Origin of the sequence: Dyella sp. LX-66, from assembly GCF_018599165.1 — a bacterium.
GTDB classification, from domain to species: Bacteria; Pseudomonadota; Gammaproteobacteria; order Xanthomonadales; family Rhodanobacteraceae; genus Dyella_D; species Dyella_D marensis.
Window position 1 is genome coordinate 254,119 of record NZ_JAHFVJ010000001.1, and the last position, 17,010, is coordinate 271,128.

The window sequence follows — 17,010 nt, forward strand, 5'->3', positions numbered from 1 at the left end:
GCGGCGGCCGGCGGCTCCTGCGCCAGGGCGGGGGAAGGCGATTCGGTGGTCATGGGCGGCTCCTGAGTCGCGCCAGGGTGGTGATGCTTTCGCGGAACGCGTTGGCGTTCGCGGGGATCTGGAAAGCCCGCGCCAGCTGCGCGGGATCGACGCCGTGGCGGTCGGCCAGGCGTTCGTACAGCGCCTCGCCTTCGAGCTCGGCACAGGACGGATCCTGCCGCCGCGCGCGCGCCAGCGCGGCGCGGCAGGCCAGCGCGTGCAGGCCGAGGCCCGCATCGCGCCGATAGAGGAATTCGCCGGCCGCCTGCACATGCTCCAGCAGCGCACGGCGCTGCAGCGGCGGCGCCGGCATCAACGGGCCCAGCCGCGCGCTGCGCATCGCCATCCAGGCCAGCAGCAGGACGGTGAGCGCGAGCAGGCCGGGCCAGCCGCGGGTGAACAGCGCGAGCCAGAAGGAGGGACCGTCCAGCGCGTAGAGCAGCCACACGTGACGCTCCTCCGACGGCGCCAGCACGCGCAGGGCGAAGCGCTGCTGCGCCGCGTGGCTCAGCTCGCGGTTCGAGAGCGGCGCCAGGTCGGACAGCAGGCTCACTTCGCCGTCGCCGGCGAAGTAGCGCGCGAAGGAGTAGCCGCGCTTCTGGTCGCCGATGAGCATGTCCGCGTTCTCGGCGGCTTCGTCGTCGAGCAGGAAGCGCGGGCCGCACAGCACGAAACTGGCCTCGCTCTTGTTCGGCGCATCCGTGCTCAGCCGGTCGCAGCCTTCTTCCATGCGCTTGGACGAGAGCCCACCCAGCGCCTCCAGCAGCGGCGTATGCGCGGCATCGCCCGCCGCGCCCGGCGCCAGCACCAGGCGGCCGCCAGCGTTGACCCAGTCGGCGATGCGCTGCGCATCGTCCACGTCGATGCGTTCGAGACCGTCGCCCAGCACCAGCGTGTCGTTCTCGCCCAGCGGCACGCGGCTCGGCGACAACGTGGCGATGGAGCTCACCGGAATGTCGAGCTTGGCCAGCGTGCGCTCCAGCGCGAAGAAGCGGTTGTACCTCGCCTCGCCCTTCGCCTCCGCCGGCACGGTGACTTCCTGCCGCTCGAACAGAGTAAAGAAACCGACCAGGCCCACCGCGAGCACGCAAGCCAGCACGATCACCATCACCGGCGCGCGATTCATGCCGCGCTCCCGTGCCGTGCGGGCCAGCCATCGAGCAGGCGGGCGAAATCCTCGTCGCGCGGATAACGGTCCGCATAGGCCGCGTACTGCCAGGCGCGCACGATCGCCTCGGCGCGCTGGCGCCGCTGCGTGTCGCCCAGCCGGCGCGCGCTGCGCAGGCAGTCCGCCTCGGTGGCGTCCTGTTCCACCGGCACCTGCAGCGCCGCGGCCACCTGTTCGACGCAGCCGCGATAGAGCAGCGCCAGCGCCTCGCGGCGATGTCCGCCGCTCCACAGGCGGTGCGTGGCGCCGGCCAGGTCGTCCGGCAGCACCTCCTGCACCTCGATGGTCTCCAGGTGCGTGTCCAGCTTCGCCTCGCCGCGCGTGCGCGCCGCGATCACCGGCATGCGCGCACGGCGGATCACATACACCGCGATGGCGACGATCAAGCCGATCAGCAGCAAGGCGAACAAGCCCTTCACGCCGATCGCGAACACATTGCCGAAACCTTCGAACGGCGAGCGCCCGAGCTTGACCGGCTTGGGATCCCACGACCAGTTGCGCGGCCTCCAGGTGTGGTCCTTGTGCTCGCCGCCGAAGCGCGGATCGCGGAAGGCTTCCGCTGCCGCGGTGGCGAAGCGCTTGTCGCTGTTGCTGGCGGGCACGGCAAAGGCTTCTTCGATCCGGGTGACCGGCGCTTCTTCCTTCTTCAGCGCCGCGACCTTCTGCGCCCAGGCGCCGTGCGGACAGGCGCAAACCAGCGCCAGCAGCAGCACGGCGGCGGCGCGGCCGGCGGCGAGCCAGCGGTCGCGCAGGCGGCGGAAGGCCAGGTCCACGTCCCAGGCTTCCAGCTGCGTGCGGCGGTTGAGATAGAGCGCGAAACCGGCGGCCACGTGCAGCGGCTCGATCGCGCTCCAGGCCAGGTAGGCCACGCCGGCGATCAGCGCGCCGGTGACTTCGGGCGTGCGGCGAGCGACGCCGCCTACCGAGCCGCGCACCCAGTCGGGCATCAGCTCGGCGGGAATGAACAACACTACCGACAGGAACAGGCCGAGGAAGATCACCAGCATCAGTTCCATACAGCCGAAGGCGAGCGACGAGGCCTCGGTGCCGATCGGCCGCCGCAGCACGCGCCAGCGCTCGCTGCGCTGCTTGCCCGCAAGGCCTTCCAGCAATTCCATCGGCAGGCGCAGCGCGCGATGGCTGTCGATGCGCCGCCAGGTGATCGAGGCGATGGTGCCGCCCCAGCGCCACTGGCGCTGGCCGCGCAGCGTTTCGCGCCAGCGCGGCGCGCGCTCGAACACGGCGCGCGACAGCACGTACAGCGGCACGCGGTCGAACAGCGGCAGCAACCACCAGATCAGCAGCGTGGCCAGCCAGGGCCAGTGCAGCAGCCAGCCCAGGGCGATGCACAGCGCCGCCACCGGCAGGCTGAAGGCGAACCACGCGGACCACACGGTTCTGGCATGCGCGCGCAGCATGGCCGCGCCGAGGTCGACCGCCTCGCGCGCCGTGCGCGGACGCAGGGCCACGGTGATGCGTTCAAGCTCCATCGCTGCCCTCCGCGCCGCCGCGCCACAGCCAGCCGATCACCAGCACCCACAGGACCGCGGCGCTGCCGAACTTCAATACATCCGGGAACGAAGCGATCGACGACCAGAATGCCTCGATCGCCGCGGCCACCAGCAGCATGGCGAATGCGCCCAGCGCAAGCTGCGCGCCGATCCAGCCCGCCGCCACCATCGCCGGCCCGCGCCGCTGCCGCCCCGGCGCCAGCAAGGTGAGGCCCAGCCGCAGGCCCGCGCCGCCGGCGATCACCAGCGCGGTGAGTTCGAACGCGGCATGCGCGGCGACGAAGCGCCAGAACGGCCCGCCGTAGCCCATCTGGGTGAGATGGCCGGCGACGCCGCCGATGATCACGCCGTTGGCGGCCAGCACGTAGACCGCCCCCACGCCCAGCACCAGGCCGGAGGCGAAAGTACGGAACGCGATGCTGACGTTGTTCATCACGTAGGTGCCGAACATCGCCATATCGGTTCCGCTGCTGCGGCCGATCTTGTCGTTGCTCGGGTCGTACATCTTCTCGAACTCGGCCAGCTGCCCGCTGCCGAAGATCGAATGCGCCCATTCCGGATGGAACTGCAGCGCGATCAGGCAGAACAGCGCCGGCCCGAAGAACAGCACCGCCGCGGCCGCCATGCAGCGCCACTCGCTGCGCACCAGCCGCGGAAACCCCGCGATCAAGAAAGTGAGCGCGCGATGCCAGCGCGGCGCCGGCGGGCGGTACAGCAGGCGATGGCCCTGCTGCACCATGCGCTGCAGGCGGTCGGTGACTTCGCGGCTGTAGCCGCGCGCGCGCGCCAGCGCCAGGTGATGGCACAGGCGGCGGTATTCGACCGGAAAACCACTCGCGCGCGGATCGCGCAGAGCCTGGCGCTGCTTGCGCTCGACCAGGTCGAGCCAGCGTTGCAGTTCGCTCCATTCCTCGCGATGCAGGGCGACGAACCGTTCCTGCTTCATGCGCGCCCCAGCAGCCAGTTGGCATAGCCGAGCAGGCGCTGCACGCCCGCGTCGCCGCTGCAACCGGTGAGCGGTTGCAGCAGGTCGGCCAGTTCCTGCTGGCGCTGCGGCGTGAGCTGCGCGCAGCGTTCGGCGAATTCCACAATCACCGCCTGCTCGTCCGCGGCCAAGCCCGGCGGCGGCGCCACCGGCGCCACGTTGGGCACCTGGCTGCCGGCCGGCAGTTCGCCGCCGTGGATCACCAGGGTGCCGGCGATGACGTCGCCGAGGCGGCGCCCGTAAGGGTCGATCAGCGTGCTGGCCAGCCCCACCGCATACACGCCGGGCAGGATGTCCACCACGCGCAGCAGGTTGCGCAGCACCGACGGCACCAGGGTCACCGGCGCGCCGTCGGCGCTGACCACGCGCAGGCCCATGGCGCGCTTGCCCAGCGTCTGTCCGCCGAACCACACCTCGCACACCACCGCATAGGCCCACATCAGTACGAACATCAGCAAGGCGCCGACGCCCGCGCCCGCCGTACCGAGCAGCGAGAGGGGAATCATGCCGATCCAGAACACCAGCATGCGCAGCACGAAATCGATCGTCCACGCCTGCGCGCGCGGCAGTGCGCCGGCCGCGCGCAGGCGTAGAAACACCCCTTCGGGTGTTTCGATCTGCCGGAGCGTATCCAGCATCAGTCGGTGATGACGATGGTGTCCGCGATCATGTCGTGCAGGCAGCGGCGTTCGGCGCCGAAGATCACCAGCGAGTCGGCCAGAGAAATGAAGCCGCCGAGGTAGGGAATCGCACCGAGCAGGCTGATCGGGATGATGCGCATGCCGATGATGCGGCCCAGGCCGATGCGATCGCCGTTGGTGCGCACGATCTTGATGCCGAGCACTTTCTTGCCGATGGTCTGGGCGTTCTGGTGCAGCAGCACGCAGTTGACGACGAAGATGCCCAGGATGATGAGCATGCCGACCGCCACCGCGACCAGGCCGCCCTCGCCCTTGCTGGCTGCCGCGCCGCCGATGCCGACCAGCACGGCGCCCACGCCGACGATCAAGCCGTCGAGCAGGGCTGCGCCGAGGCGCTGGCCTCGTGTGGCCTTGCGCGACTCGAGATCCTGTTCCGAGTAGCCCCCGACGTCCGCCACGGCGGCTTGCGGCGCGGCGTAGTAGTTCTGTTCCTTTTCCATGGTTCCGTCCTTGTGGATGAGTGCCAGCCCCCATAGCAGGCACTCGGGGAGTATAGGGAGGATTTCTCGCGTGTGCATGACGTGTGAGGGGGACGCCTCGGGGGCCTCCCCCCTGCTCGTCATCCCAGCGGAAGCTGGGATCCGGTGACTGTGTCGCCTGGTTTTCGCGGTATCGCGATTGGGCCGCTTATGCAGCGGGCATTTCGGACGCCTGCCGGCGCCCGAGTTACTTTCTCTTTGCTGGCTCAAAGAGAAAGTAACCAAAGAGAAATAGCCTCAAGTCAAAGGCTCGCGACGCGACTAGAAGGAGCGGTGGGCGGCTGCGGTAGCCTGATTAACCTGGGTCTATACGAAACGACTGTGCGTTTACGTAGCGGGTTCTTCAACGTGCCGTGGCGAAGAGGAGGTTCAAGGACTGGTGCCAGCTTCTGCTCTTCGTTCCTGCCCGCCCCACCCCTTCACCCCTCTCCCCTCCGGGGAGAGGGCAGGGTGAGGGGCCGGGCGGAGCGGTGAGCGGAAGTTCGAGGGCTGAGGTCAGCTTTGCTCTCTGCACAGCAGGCCCATCGCTTGCGCGGGGCAAGAAAAAAGCCGCGTGTTCTGCACGCGGCTTTTTTTCTTGCTCGCGGGGCTCAGCGGCCGCGCTTGGGTTTGAGCATGGTGCCGATGCACTTGGGGGAGCCGCACAGGCACTTCCAGACCTTTTTCAGGCGGGCGGTGTGGGGGACGTCCAGGGTGATGCCGTAGTCGTAGGTGAGTTCTTCGCCGGGCTTGATGCTGCGGATGGCTTCGATGAAGACCTGGTCCTTGCGGCGGTCGTCGCCGTCGGCTTCCAGGACCAGGGCCTGGCAGTTCGGGTCGCAGCTGTGGTTGATCCAGCGCGCCGTATTGCCTTTGCGGTTGGCGTCGATCAGGTATTCGTCGTTGAGGGTGAACAGGAAGGTGTGGCCGGTTTCGCCGCCGTCGCCGTACATCACGTCGGCTTCCTGGTGCGTCATCAGCGTGCCCTTGTACTCGACGATCTCCTCGCCCTTCTTGATCGGCGCGGTGGCGAACACGCCATTGCCGTGGATGGGGGAGCGGCGTGCGATGAAACGACGGGACATGGGGAGGAACCTGGCTCGGGGAAATGGAGATGATGCCTTGTTCGGGGGGAGCGGGGAACGGGGAACATGAAGGAAATCGCGAGTCCCGACGCACGCCGACCCGCATGTTCCCCGCTCCCTGTTCCCCTTTCCCTTTCTCATGGCAGAATCGCCATTCAAACGATCGTTTGGAGTGGCCATGTTGCGTCGGCTGTACCGCCTGATCCCCCTGCTGCTGTTGCTTGGCCTGCTCTCGCTGGGGATGGTTGCCTGCGGCCCGCCGCGCAAGAGCGTGTTCCCGCCCACCATCAGCATCCAGGAGATGACGGTGCGGCCGGACGGGCAGTGGCAGCTCACCGTGCGCATCCAGAACAACAGCTATGGCGGCATGAATTTCCGCTCGGTCGACGGCGAATTGAAGCTGGCCGAACTGGTGCCGGTGCGCCTGCATGCCAAGTTCGACCTGGACATCCCCGCCTTCGCCGGCGACATCACCCGCGTCAACGTGCTGCCCACGCCGGAAATGAGCCAGGCGCTCGCCGCGGCGGCGGCCAAGGGCAGCAGCGGCTCGGTGCCGTACAGCGTGGTGGGCCGCGCCAACGCCAAGCCGGAACAGGAAGACCAGGCCCGCGATTTCGAATTCCACGGCAACGACTGGCTCTCGCCGGTGCCGGGCATCGCCAACACCTGGCGCTGAGCACGCGCCGCGCTTTTCACCACTTTCCTCACCGCATTCCAAGCAGGAACCCGCAATGACCATCTACAAGGCTCCCCTCGACGATCTGCGCTTCGCCCTCTACGACGTGCTGGGCGCGGAAGCGACCCTGACCAAGCTGCAGGGCGGCGATGGCCATACGCGCGACCTGCTCGACGCGGTGCTGGAAGAAGCCGGCCGCCTGAGCGAGGCGCTGCTCGCGCCGTTCAACGCCAGCGGCGACGAGGAAGGCTGCAAGTACGACAAGGCCGCGCAGACGGTGACCACGCCCAAGGGCTTCAAGGAAGCCTTCAAGGCCTTCGCCGAAGGCGGCTGGACCGGCCTGACCCAGGCTGAGCATTTCGGCGGCCAGGCCCTGCCCAATACGGTGGGCACCGCCACCACCGAGATCTTCCAGGCCGGCAACCTGTCGTGGAGCCTCTACCCGCTGCTGTCCGAAGGCGCCTGCCACGCGATGGAGCTGCACGGCACCGAAGAACAGCAGAACACCTACCTCAAGCCCATCGTCGAAGGCCGCTGGACCGGCACCATGTGCCTGACCGAGCCGCAGGCCGGTTCGGACCTGGGCCTGCTGAAGACGCGCGCCGAACCCGGCGACAACGGCAGCTACAAGGACGGCGCCTATAAGATCAGTGGCACCAAGATCTTCATCAGCGCCGGCGAGCACGACCTGGCCGAAAACATCATCCACCTGGTGCTGGCCCGCCTGCCCGACGCACCGGCCGGCAGCCGCGGCATCTCGATGTTCATCGTGCCGAAGTTCAAGGTGAATGCGGATGGCTCGCTGGGCGCGCGCAACACCGTGGTGGCCAGCAATATCGAGCACAAGATGGGCCTGCGCGGCTCGGCCACCTGCGTGATGAATTTCGATGCCGCCGAGGGTTACCTGATCGGCCAGCCGCACAAGGGCCTGGCTGCGATGTTCACCATGATGAATGCCGCGCGCCTGGGCGTCGGCGTGCAGGGCCTGGCGCTGGCCGAGCGCGCGCTGCAGAACAGCTCGAACTATGCGCGCGAGCGCCTGCAGGGCCGCGCGCTGTCCGGTCCGAAGTTCCCCGACAAGCCCGCCGACAACCTGCTGGTGCAGCCCGACGTGCGCCGCATGCTGCTGACCCAGCGCGCCATCGTGGAAGGCTCGCGCGCCCTGCTGCTATACACCTCGCTGCAGACTGACGTGGAAGCGCGCGCCACCGACGAAGCCGCGCGCAAGAACGCGAGCGACCTGGTCGCGTTCCTGATTCCGATCGCCAAGGGCCTGGTCACCGAGCTGGCGCAGGAGTCGACCAAGGAAGCGCTGCAGGTCTACGGCGGCCACGGCTATATCGTGGAAAGCGGCGTGGAGCAGTTCGTCCGCGACGCCCGCATCATCACCCTGTACGAAGGCACCACCGGCATCCAGGCCGCCGACCTGCTGGGCCGCAAGATCCTCCAGCTGCAAGGCGCCGGCTTCAAGCTGTTCCTGCAGGAAATCCAGGCCTTCTGCCAGCAGCACGCCCAGGACCCCGCCCTGCTCCCCCTGATCGCCCCCCTGGCCAAGACCGCCAAGGAATGGGCCGACCTGACCCTGGCCCTGGCCGCGCGCGTGCAGGGCAATCCGGAGGAACTGGGCGCCGCCGCGATCGACTACCTGTACTACTCCGGCTACGCCACCCTGGCTTACGTGTGGGCGCGCAGCGTTGCCGCAGCAAACGCGAGCGGCCAGTCCGAAGCCTTCAAGCAGGCCAAGCGCGACACCGCGTCGTTCTACTTCGCACGCATGCTGCCGCGTTGCTTGACGCACAAGGCGGCGATTGAAGCGGGCGTGGGTACGCTGCCGGCGATTGGCTGAGGCTGTCGTGCTGCTCAGGTTGCGGTGAGCTTTAACTCACCGCTCCGGCCGGCCCCTCACCCCGACCCTCTCCCCGGAGGGGAGAGGGGGATGTAGGGCGGGGCGAAAATCCAGCGAAGAGCACGCGGCGCAACCGCGGCGTTCCGCTTGCGCGCTTTTGCTCTTGATCTTGCTCTTGATCCACCGGGTCCCCTTGGCGCCGGCGGTGAGGGCTGGACGAAAAGGCCCCGCAGGGGGCGGGGACACGATGTCCCCGCCTTTTTGATCAGGGCATGGATGCCCTGTCAAAAAGCCCGGCCAGCCCTCACGGACCCTCAGCAGCTTCGCTGCTGAGGGCGCCAAGCAGGGTGCCCTTCTCTTTGCTTACTTTCTCTTGGGCACGCAAGAGAAAGTAAGTCGGGCCGCGGCAGCGGCACGAAACACTCGCCAACGGCGAGACAACCAACCGCAACGCGACAACCCGGCGATACCGCCACTGGATCCCGGCCTGCGCCGGGATGACGAGCATAGGGCGGTACTTCCGCCCACCCACACTCCGGGTGTAGAACCAACCCCCGGCCCCCAAGACGCCCAAGCGCATGAGCGACCCCACGTTCCTGATCCGTCTAGCCGAAGACGATGACGACTTCATCCTCGGCCTGGTCCCCCGCTTCGTCGATTTCCATCTGCCGAACTGGCGCAAACGCCACGAATGCATCGACGGCATCCGCAAGGACCTCTCGCGCCACCTGGAAGAACAACCGGCCAACAGCTTCCTGTTCGTCGCCGAAGACGACGACGGCAGCCCGGTCGGCTTCGTCCACCTGCAGAAGACCCAGGACTACTTCACCGGCCGCGTGAACTGCCACATCTCCGACCTCGCCGTCGCGCAGACGCACGAAGGCCAGGGCGTGGGCCGCGCCCTGCTCGAACACGCCGAAGCCTGGGCGCGCGAACACCGCTGCCACCTGATCACGCTGGCCGTGTTTCCCGGCAACGAACGCGCGCGCAAGATCTACGAGGAAGCCGGCTACGGCGCCGACCTGCTGCGGCTGGCCAAGCCGGTGCGCTGAACGCTACGGCCTGGCCAGGCGCAGATAGCGCCCGGCCAGCGCCGGCAGCACCAGCAGGTTGAGCAGGGTCGAACTGGCCAGGCCGCCGAGAATCACGATCGCCATCGGCCCTTCCACCTCGCGTCCCGGTTCGCCATTGCCCAGCGCCAGCGGCAGCAGGCCCAGCGCGGTCACCAGGGCGGTCATCAGGATCGGCGTCAACCGCTCGCGCGCGCCGCGCAGCACGGTGTGGCGGTTCCAGTGCGCCCCCTCCACGCGCACCAGATGCTCATAGTGCGACACCAGCATGATGCTGTTGCGCGCGGAGATGCCGAACAGCGTGACGAAACCCACCAGCGCACCGATCGACAGCACACCGCCGGCCAACCCCGCGGCGATCACGCCGCCGACCAGCGCGAACGGCACGTTGGCCAGCACCAGCGCCACGCTGCGCCGGTCCGGAAACGCGGCGAGCAGCAGCGCGACGATGCCCACGCCGGCCAGCCCGCCATGCAGCAGCAGGTCGTGGCGCGCTTGCGTGGCGCCTTCGGCGGTGCCGCCGAATTCGACGTAATAACCGGCCGGTAGCGGCACGCTCTTCGCAAGCACCGCGCGCGCCTGGTCGACGAAGCCGACCACGTCGGCGGTAGCCGGATACACCGCCAGCACCAGCCGCCGCCGGCCGCCTTCGTGCAGCACGTTGGCGCGGCCTTCGAGCAGATCGGTATCGGCCACGGCGGACAGCGGCACGTTGCGTCCGGCGGGACTACGCAACAGCAGCTGGCCCACGGTCTCCGGATCGCGCTGCGCTGAAGGATCCAGCCGCAGGCGCACGGCGATCGGCTGCACGCCGTCGAACACTTCGCCCGCCACCACGCCCTGGTGCGCGGCGGCCACCGCGTCGAGCACGTCGGTCATACGCAGGCCGTACGCGGCGAGACGTTCCGCTTGCGGTGCGATGCGCAGGGTGGGCACGGTGGGTGCATCGGATAAGCGCACGCTGCCATTGCCGGGTACGGACTGCATCGACTGCTTCACCTTCTCGGCGAGCCGGTCGAGCGTGTCCAGGTCGTTGCCGTAGATGCTGATCGTCACCGGCGCGGTTTCGCCGGACAGCGATTCGCCGATGCGGTCGCCGAGGAAGGTCACCACCTCGCCGCTGAAACCCGGATAGCCATCCACCACGTTCTTCAACGCGGTTTCGATGCGCACCTGATCAGCCGCGCCCAGGCCCGGCTTCAGCTCGACGTGGAATTCGCTCTGATTCGGCGGCCAGGTGTCCTGCACCGCTTCGGCGCGGCCGACCTGCTGCGACACGGTGGCCACGCCGGGAATCGCCAGCACGTCCTTGCCCATGTGCTCGCCGATGCGCGTCATCTCCTCCAGCGAGGTGCCGCTCGGCCCCTGCAGCTGGATCACGAAATGTCCTTCGCGGAATTCCGGCAGCAGCGCCGCGCCGAACAGCGGCAGCACCGCCACCGCCGCCGCGCCCAGCAGCAAGGCGCCGATCAGCCACGCGCGGCCGTGCGGCAGTGCGCGTTCCAGCAACCGGTGCTGCGCCAGCTTGGCGCGCTTGAGCCAGCGCGGCTCGCGATGGCGGCGGTCGGCACGCAGCAGCAACAGGCACAAGGCGGGCGTCACCGTAAGCGCCACCAGCAGCGAGGCGAACGTCGCCAGCAGGAAGGCCCCGGCCAGCGGTGCGAAGAAACTGCCCTGCAGGCCGGGAAGCAGCAGGATCGGAAGGAACACCAGGCCGACCACCACGGTGGCCAGCACCACCGGACGGCGCACTTCCAGCGAAGCGTCGAGGATCACTTCCGCGCGCACCGCGGTGGAGCCGGCGCGGCGCAGGCGGCGCATCACGTTCTCCACGTCGATGATGGCGTCGTCCACCACCACGCCCAGCGCCACCGCCAGGCCGCCCAGGGTCATGGTGTTGATGGTCCAGCCGAACCACGGAAACACCATGACGGCGACGGCGAGCGACAGCGGAATGCTGAGAAACGAGATCAGCGCGGTGCGCCAGTCGCGCAGGAACAGCACCAGCACGGCCAGCACCAGCACGGCACCAAGCAGCAGCGCGCCACGCATATTGGCCAGCGCCACTTCCACGAAGGTGGCCGGACGGTGCAGCGCGGGCACCAGGGTCACGCCCTGCGCGGCGAGCATCGGCTTGAGTTCGTCCAGCGCGGCTTCCACGGCATGCGTGACTTCCAGCGTGTTGGCGCCGTACTGGCTGTTCAGTGCGACCAGCACGCCGGGCTTGGCCATGATGCGCGAGTCGCCGAAGGCAGGCGCCGCCTGCTCGGCGACATCCGCCACGTCGGCGAGCGTGACATTGCGCCCCGCGTGCTGCGTGATCACCGCCTGGCCCAGCTGCGCTGGCGTCGCGAGCGTGCCGTCGGCTTCCAGCACTACGCGCTGCGCGGGTGTGTCGACGTAGCCGGCACCACGCACGCCGTTGGCTGCGGCCGCGGCGGCGCGCACGTCCTCCAACGTGAGTCCGAACGCGGCGAGCCGGTCCGGATGCACGCGCACCTGCCACTCGCGCACGCCGCCGCCAAAGACGGTGGCGTCGGCCACGCCGGCCACCGCGAGCAGGCGCGGCTTCACCGTCCAGTCGGCGAGCGAGCGCAGCGCCAGCGGATCGAGCTTGTCGCTGAGCAGGCCGAACTTCAGCAGGTCCATGGTGGAGGACACCATCGGGCTGATGGTCGGCGCCTGCACGCCTTGCGGCAGACGCGCGGATGCTTCGGCGATGCGCTCGGCCAGCAGCTGGCGGTCGCGGAACGGATCGCTGCCTTCCTTGAACACAACCGTGATGACGGCCAGGCCCTGGATCGACTGCGAGCGCACCACGTCGACGTCGGTGCCGCCGTTGACAGCGTTCTCGATCGGCTGCGTCACGCGCTGCTCCACCTGCAGCGCGGTGAAACCGGGGGATTCGACCTGGATGGTGAGTTCCGCCGGCACGAAGTCGGGAAACACGTCGTAGCGCGCGGTGCGCAGATGGGCAACGCCGACCACCAGCAGCAGCGTGGCAAGCAGCGCGATCCACCATGGATGGCGCAAGGCGCCGCGGACGATAAAGGTCAGCATGATTCAGTCGTCGCCCGGCTTGCCCGCATCGGCGGCCGCGGGAACGGGCGCGGCATCGAGCGCGATCAGCGTTTCCGCGCCGCGCGCCACTGCTTTCTCGCCAGCCTTGAACGGTGCACCGACGATCCAGCCGTCCGCCGTGATCGCCAATGCGTTCACCGCGCGGCGTTCGAAGTGCGTGGCATCGGTGGCGACATACGCCCAGGCCACGCCATTCCAACGCACCACCGCGCCGCGCGGCAGCAGCACGCCCGCGGCGCCGGCCGCCGCGCCGCGCAACCGCGCGGTGAGCGTCATGCCTGGCATCAGGCCCGCACCCGGCGCTTCAAGCAGCCAGCCACCGGCGAGACCCGAGGTGCTGCGCGGCAGCGGTCCGAGCACGTGCGCGGCGACATCGCCCAGCTGTGCACCGGCGGCCTGGAATCCGGGTGTGGGCGCAGCGAGTGGCTCGGCCTTGAGCCAGGCTGTGTGGCCATCGAGCAGGCTTTCCGCGCGCGCATGCAGCGTGTGCGCATCGAGCGCGGCGATGGCGCTGCCCCAATCCGTGCGCAACTGGGTGCGTGCCTGCTGCAGCTTCGCCTGGTCGACCGCGGCCTGCGCACGCGCCGCTTCCACCGCCTTGCGCGACATATTGCCGTCGGCCGCGAACAGCGCCTGCACGCGGCGCGCTTCCGCGTTCGAGGCGTCGGCCGTGGCCTGCAGCGCGGCGATATCGTCGGCGATCTTTGCCAGCGTGGATGGATCCAGCACCTCCGCGGTGGCCGCCAGCTCGACCGGCGCCTGCGCGGCGCGCAGCTCGACCAGCGCGAGACCGAGGCGGTTCTGCGTGGCGGCATCCACTTCGGTCGCTGCGGCATCGGCAGCGATCAGTGCAAGCGATGCGGCGAGCAGCAAGGAGCGAACGGCGTTCATGGGTTATCTCCGGCATGGCCCGCTGCGCGCAGCAGCTCGGCCTCGTTGCCTTCCAGCGGTGTACGTACGGCATCTTCCAGCGCGCCCAGCGCCTGCTGGGCCTGGTCGGCGGCGGCGAGCTGCGCCTGTGCGGCGGTGACGGTGGCCAGTTGCGCGTTTAGTACGGCCAGGCGGTCGTCCTCGCCGTGCGCGTAGCCGGTGGCGGTCTGTTGCTGCAGGCGTTCGGCGGCGCTGCGGCCGTGCGTGGCGGCATCCAGCGCCTGGCGTGCGGCGGCCAGTTTCGCGGTGGCGCCTTCGATCTCGCTGTCGATGCCGGCCTGGACGGCTTCGACATGGCGGCCAGCGGCTTCGCGCCGCGCTTCGGCTTCGGCGATCGGTCCCTGGTTCTGGTCGAGCAGCGGCAGCGTGGCGCCGAGGTTGAACTGCAGTTTGCGTACGCCGTGGTCGTAGGTGTAGCCGGGGCCGATGCTGATCTGCGGGTATTGCATGCGCGATTGCTGGCGCAGTTCCGTTTCGCGCGTGGCGTAGTCGATGAGGGCGCGTTCCAGGTCGGGGCGCGAGAGGCGCGCCTGGGTTGCCAGTTGATCGAGCTGCGCAGCCGCTAGAGGCGGCGGCGATTCGAGGTCGTCCCACGCAAGTGCGACGCCATCCAGCGCGTGCACCGGCAGGCCGACGGCGCGGGCCAGGCGCGCACGCGCATCGGCTACACGCTGCGCCGCCGTGGCCGAGGCATCGCGCGCCTGCGCGAGCACCAGCGCCACCTGCAATACGTCCGCCGGCATCGCTTCGCCCAGGGCGCGGCGGCGTTCCTGCGCGGTTTGCAGCGCAGTCGCCTTGGCCACCGCATCTTCGGCCAGTGCGTGCTGACGTTCGCCCAGCAGCACGTCGGCCAGCGCGGTGCGCAGCGTGCGGCGCACTTCCCACACTTTCTCGGCGTAATCGATCCGCGCGCCGCGCACGCCGGCATCGGCCAGATCGGCGCGCAGGCGGCGGCGCACGGCGGTATCGATCAGCCAGTTGGTGCTGACGCCCCACAGCCAGGGACTGCTGCCGGCCTGGTCCTGCGCGTAGCGCTCCAGCGCCAGGTTCACCGAAGGATTGGGCCAGGCCTTGGCGGTGCGCACCGCGGCGTCCGCTTCGGCCAGATGCGCGCGCGCTTCGGCGAGGTCGGGGTTGAGCACCAGCGCGGCGAGCAGCAGTTCGCCGCGCCCGTAGCGCGCGGGCGGCCACGCCACGGCGGAGCCCAGGCGCGCGGCCAGCGCCGGATCGTCCAGGCGGCGGGCCTGCCACTGCGCGGCGGTGGCGGCGGGATCGATGGGCCGTGCCTGGTAGTGTGCGCAACCGGCGAGCGCGGCCAGGACGACGGCGCCCAGGGCGCGTAACAGAGCATGTCGCATGCCGCGCATCTTCCCGGCAGGGCCTTAGTGGCCGCTTAGATGCGCCGCCCCAAAAAAAACGGCGCCGCGAGGGCGCCGTTTGTTCGATCGCGCAAGCGCGCTCAGTTCTTGGTGGACTTGCTCTCGACCTGCTCGAGCTGGTCCAGGCGCTGCGCCACCCGGTCGATGTTGGACAGCGACAGCAGGTGCGCGTAGATCCAGCCGAACACGCCTTCCTGCAGGAATTCCTGCGCGGTCTTGGCGTCGAGCTTGCGCAGCTTCTCCTCGCTGACCACGTACAGGCCGTTGAGGTTGATCGCCTTGCCGTCCTTCTCCAGGCGGATGTTGCGCGGCTCGAGCAGGTCGTGCTTGCGGACCTGCTCCATGAACCACTGCGTGCGGCCCACGTGCTGCTGGAACTCGCCGAGGAAGTTCACGGCGTTCTTCAGCATCTCGCTGTCGGTGCCGTCTTCCTGGAACAGGCGCTCGCCCTCGTCGCTGCCGAAGCCTTCGTAGGCCTCGTCCAGGAACACGGTGAAGTCGTCGCCTTCCTCGCCCGCCGGCTTTTCGGCCAGCACGAACGGATAGCGGCGCACGAAGGCCGGCACGTAGGTGTTGGCCGCCCACTGGCCGTCGCCGTCGACGAACAGGTTCTCGTTCTGGCGCAGGCCCAGCAGGGCCATCGGGCCGGCTTCTTCCATGCTGCTGCCGGCGAACAGGATCGGCAGGTCACGCGCCGCGGCGGGGAATTCCACGCCGGTCAGCGGCACCGAGTGCACGCCGGCCGCGAAACGCAGGCTCGGGATGCCCTTCAGGCGCAGATCCTTGTGTTGGGTACGGTTGAGCGGCACCGGGCGCTCGTAGAAAAGAACTTCAGCCACGTCGTTTACCTCTGCCCCGCCGTGCCGGGGTCGCCACCCAGGCTTCCCCTCCCAAACCCGGCGTCGGGTCTACAGATGAATGGGCACTATATCGCAGGCCCGCGTTGAAGCGTAATCCCGGCCCAGGCGGGCATCTTCCAGCGGAGACAAGCAGTTGCACGCACCTGCCTGCGCCGGGGCCGGTCAGGCGGTGAACCGGCCGCGCCGGCGGCCCAAGGACCGCACGGACGACAGCAGGGGGATCAGAAACATCGCCAGGAAAAGATCGAAAGTGCCTTTCCGGGAAAACACGAGAGGGGCCGACATATACGCGTTCCTGCACGAAGCACGCGCTTACTTTCGGGAGTGCGCGCAGCTCTGGAAATGATGATTTTTCCATACTAAACATTGAGCTACTTCGTGAGCGCCAGGAAATTTCCAGACGGGCGGATCCGCCGGCCGCGATCAGCCCGGCCGCCGTTCCGATGCGGATGCGAAACCTCTAAACCGGGCACCCAACCCCTCGCGGGAACCCATTTGCACGCAATTTGCAACGAAACTTGGTTTATGCTCGGGCAAACCAGCGCCTAAGCAACGCCTGGACGCTCCTCGAGTCATCTTGAAGGACGGAACACATGCCGATGGAAGTTCCCATGCGGCTGATCGACGGACCAGGAAAGGTCGCCGATCTGCATTCGACCCGCATCCTCTCCCTGGACGCGGCGGGCCGCATTCTCGACTGGATCAGCTGGCAGGACGCCGTCTGCCTGTACGTCCGCGACGCCGTCGCCTGGACCCTGGGCGAGCCCTGCCTGACCGTCTACGGCGGCCACAATCGCGATCTGGGCCGGCGCAGCTCGCTGCAGCTGCACCCGATCGTGGCCAGCTCCGGCCACTGCCGCGAGCATGCGGTGGACCCGGCGCCGACCCTGACCAATACCGCCCTGTTCGCCCGCGACCGCTATATCTGCCTGTACTGCGGCGACCATTTCAGCCGCGGCGAGCTGACCCGCGACCACGTGCTGCCGATCTCCAAGAAGGGCAAGGACGAGTGGGAGAACGTGGTCAGCGCCTGCCTGGCCTGCAATCTGAAGAAGAGCAACCGCACCCCGCAGCAGGCCAATATGCCGCTGCTGGCGGTGCCGTACCGCCCGAGCTGGGTGGAGCACCTGATCCTGTCCAACCGCAACATCCTGGCCGACCAGATGGAATTCCTGGTCAGCCACCTGCCGCGCGACCGCCGCCACCTGATGGGCTGAAGCC

At 68.7% G+C, this 17,010-nt stretch carries 14 protein-coding genes; 4 read left to right on the forward strand and 10 right to left on the reverse strand.

From position 1 onward, the window contains the following. Positions 1-49 precede the first annotated feature (49 nt). The 6 genes from KK141_RS01220 to KK141_RS01245 form a co-directional block, all read right to left on the reverse strand. Positions 50-1,165: a DUF4350 domain-containing protein gene (locus tag KK141_RS01220; RefSeq protein ID WP_214569655.1), complete on the reverse strand. Its 1,116-nt coding sequence runs from the start codon at positions 1,163-1,165 to the stop codon at positions 50-52. Beyond that, on the reverse strand, positions 1,162-2,697 hold the full coding sequence (locus tag KK141_RS01225) for a DUF4129 domain-containing protein (protein ID WP_214569656.1): 1,536 nt from the start codon (positions 2,695-2,697) through the stop codon (positions 1,162-1,164). The genes KK141_RS01220 and KK141_RS01225 overlap by 4 nt, the downstream gene beginning before the upstream one ends. Further along, a complete protein-coding gene (locus tag KK141_RS01230) occupies positions 2,687-3,664 on the reverse strand; it encodes a stage II sporulation protein M (protein ID WP_214569657.1) in 978 nt (325 codons plus the stop codon). The genes KK141_RS01225 and KK141_RS01230 overlap by 11 nt, the downstream gene beginning before the upstream one ends. Continuing rightward, a complete protein-coding gene (locus KK141_RS01235) occupies positions 3,661-4,341 on the reverse strand; it encodes an RDD family protein (RefSeq protein ID WP_214569658.1) in 681 nt (226 codons plus the stop codon). Before KK141_RS01235 ends, KK141_RS01230 begins: the two co-directional genes overlap by 4 nt. Then, entirely contained in the window at positions 4,341-4,844 is a 504-nt protein-coding gene (locus KK141_RS01240) for an RDD family protein (RefSeq protein WP_214569659.1), read from the reverse strand. Before KK141_RS01240 ends, KK141_RS01235 begins: the two co-directional genes overlap by 1 nt. Positions 4,845-5,473: 629 nt before the next feature. Beyond that, positions 5,474-5,947, reverse strand: a complete 474-nt coding sequence (locus tag KK141_RS01245) for an SET domain-containing protein-lysine N-methyltransferase (protein ID WP_214569660.1) — start codon at positions 5,945-5,947, stop codon at positions 5,474-5,476. Positions 5,948-6,128: 181 nt separating this feature from the next. Between KK141_RS01245 and KK141_RS01250 the strand changes: the two genes are divergently transcribed. The 3 genes from KK141_RS01250 to KK141_RS01260 all read left to right on the forward strand — a co-directional run bounded on the left by KK141_RS01250 (position 6,129) and on the right by KK141_RS01260 (position 9,521). After that, a complete protein-coding gene (locus KK141_RS01250) occupies positions 6,129-6,623 on the forward strand; it encodes a hypothetical protein (RefSeq protein ID WP_214569785.1) in 495 nt (164 codons plus the stop codon). A gap of 55 nt (positions 6,624-6,678) precedes the next feature. After that, positions 6,679-8,469: an acyl-CoA dehydrogenase C-terminal domain-containing protein gene (locus KK141_RS01255; protein WP_214569661.1), complete on the forward strand. Its 1,791-nt coding sequence runs from the start codon at positions 6,679-6,681 to the stop codon at positions 8,467-8,469. Positions 8,470-9,047: 578 nt separating this feature from the next. Further along, complete coding sequence (locus KK141_RS01260) at positions 9,048-9,521, forward strand: GNAT family N-acetyltransferase (RefSeq protein WP_214569662.1); 474 nt, start codon at positions 9,048-9,050, stop codon at positions 9,519-9,521. A 3-nt stretch (positions 9,522-9,524) separates the two neighbouring features. On the opposite strand, the gene KK141_RS01265 is transcribed toward KK141_RS01260, so the two are convergent. From KK141_RS01265 to KK141_RS01280, 4 genes are all read right to left on the reverse strand, one after another. Beyond that, positions 9,525-12,599, reverse strand: a complete 3,075-nt coding sequence (locus KK141_RS01265; RefSeq protein WP_214569663.1) for an efflux RND transporter permease subunit — start codon at positions 12,597-12,599, stop codon at positions 9,525-9,527. Positions 12,600-12,602: 3 nt separating this feature from the next. Next, positions 12,603-13,511, reverse strand: a complete 909-nt coding sequence (locus KK141_RS01270; RefSeq protein ID WP_214569664.1) for a hypothetical protein — start codon at positions 13,509-13,511, stop codon at positions 12,603-12,605. After that, positions 13,508-14,908: a TolC family protein gene (locus KK141_RS01275; RefSeq protein ID WP_214569665.1), complete on the reverse strand. Its 1,401-nt coding sequence runs from the start codon at positions 14,906-14,908 to the stop codon at positions 13,508-13,510. The genes KK141_RS01270 and KK141_RS01275 overlap by 4 nt, the downstream gene beginning before the upstream one ends. Positions 14,909-15,009: 101 nt before the next feature. Then, entirely contained in the window at positions 15,010-15,768 is a 759-nt protein-coding gene (locus tag KK141_RS01280; protein ID WP_214569666.1) for a SapC family protein, read from the reverse strand. Positions 15,769-16,382: 614 nt separating this feature from the next. Between KK141_RS01280 and KK141_RS01285 the strand changes: the two genes are divergently transcribed. Beyond that, on the forward strand, positions 16,383-17,006 hold the full coding sequence (locus KK141_RS01285) for an HNH endonuclease (RefSeq protein ID WP_214569667.1): 624 nt from the start codon (positions 16,383-16,385) through the stop codon (positions 17,004-17,006). The last annotated feature ends 4 nt before the right edge of the window (positions 17,007-17,010 follow it).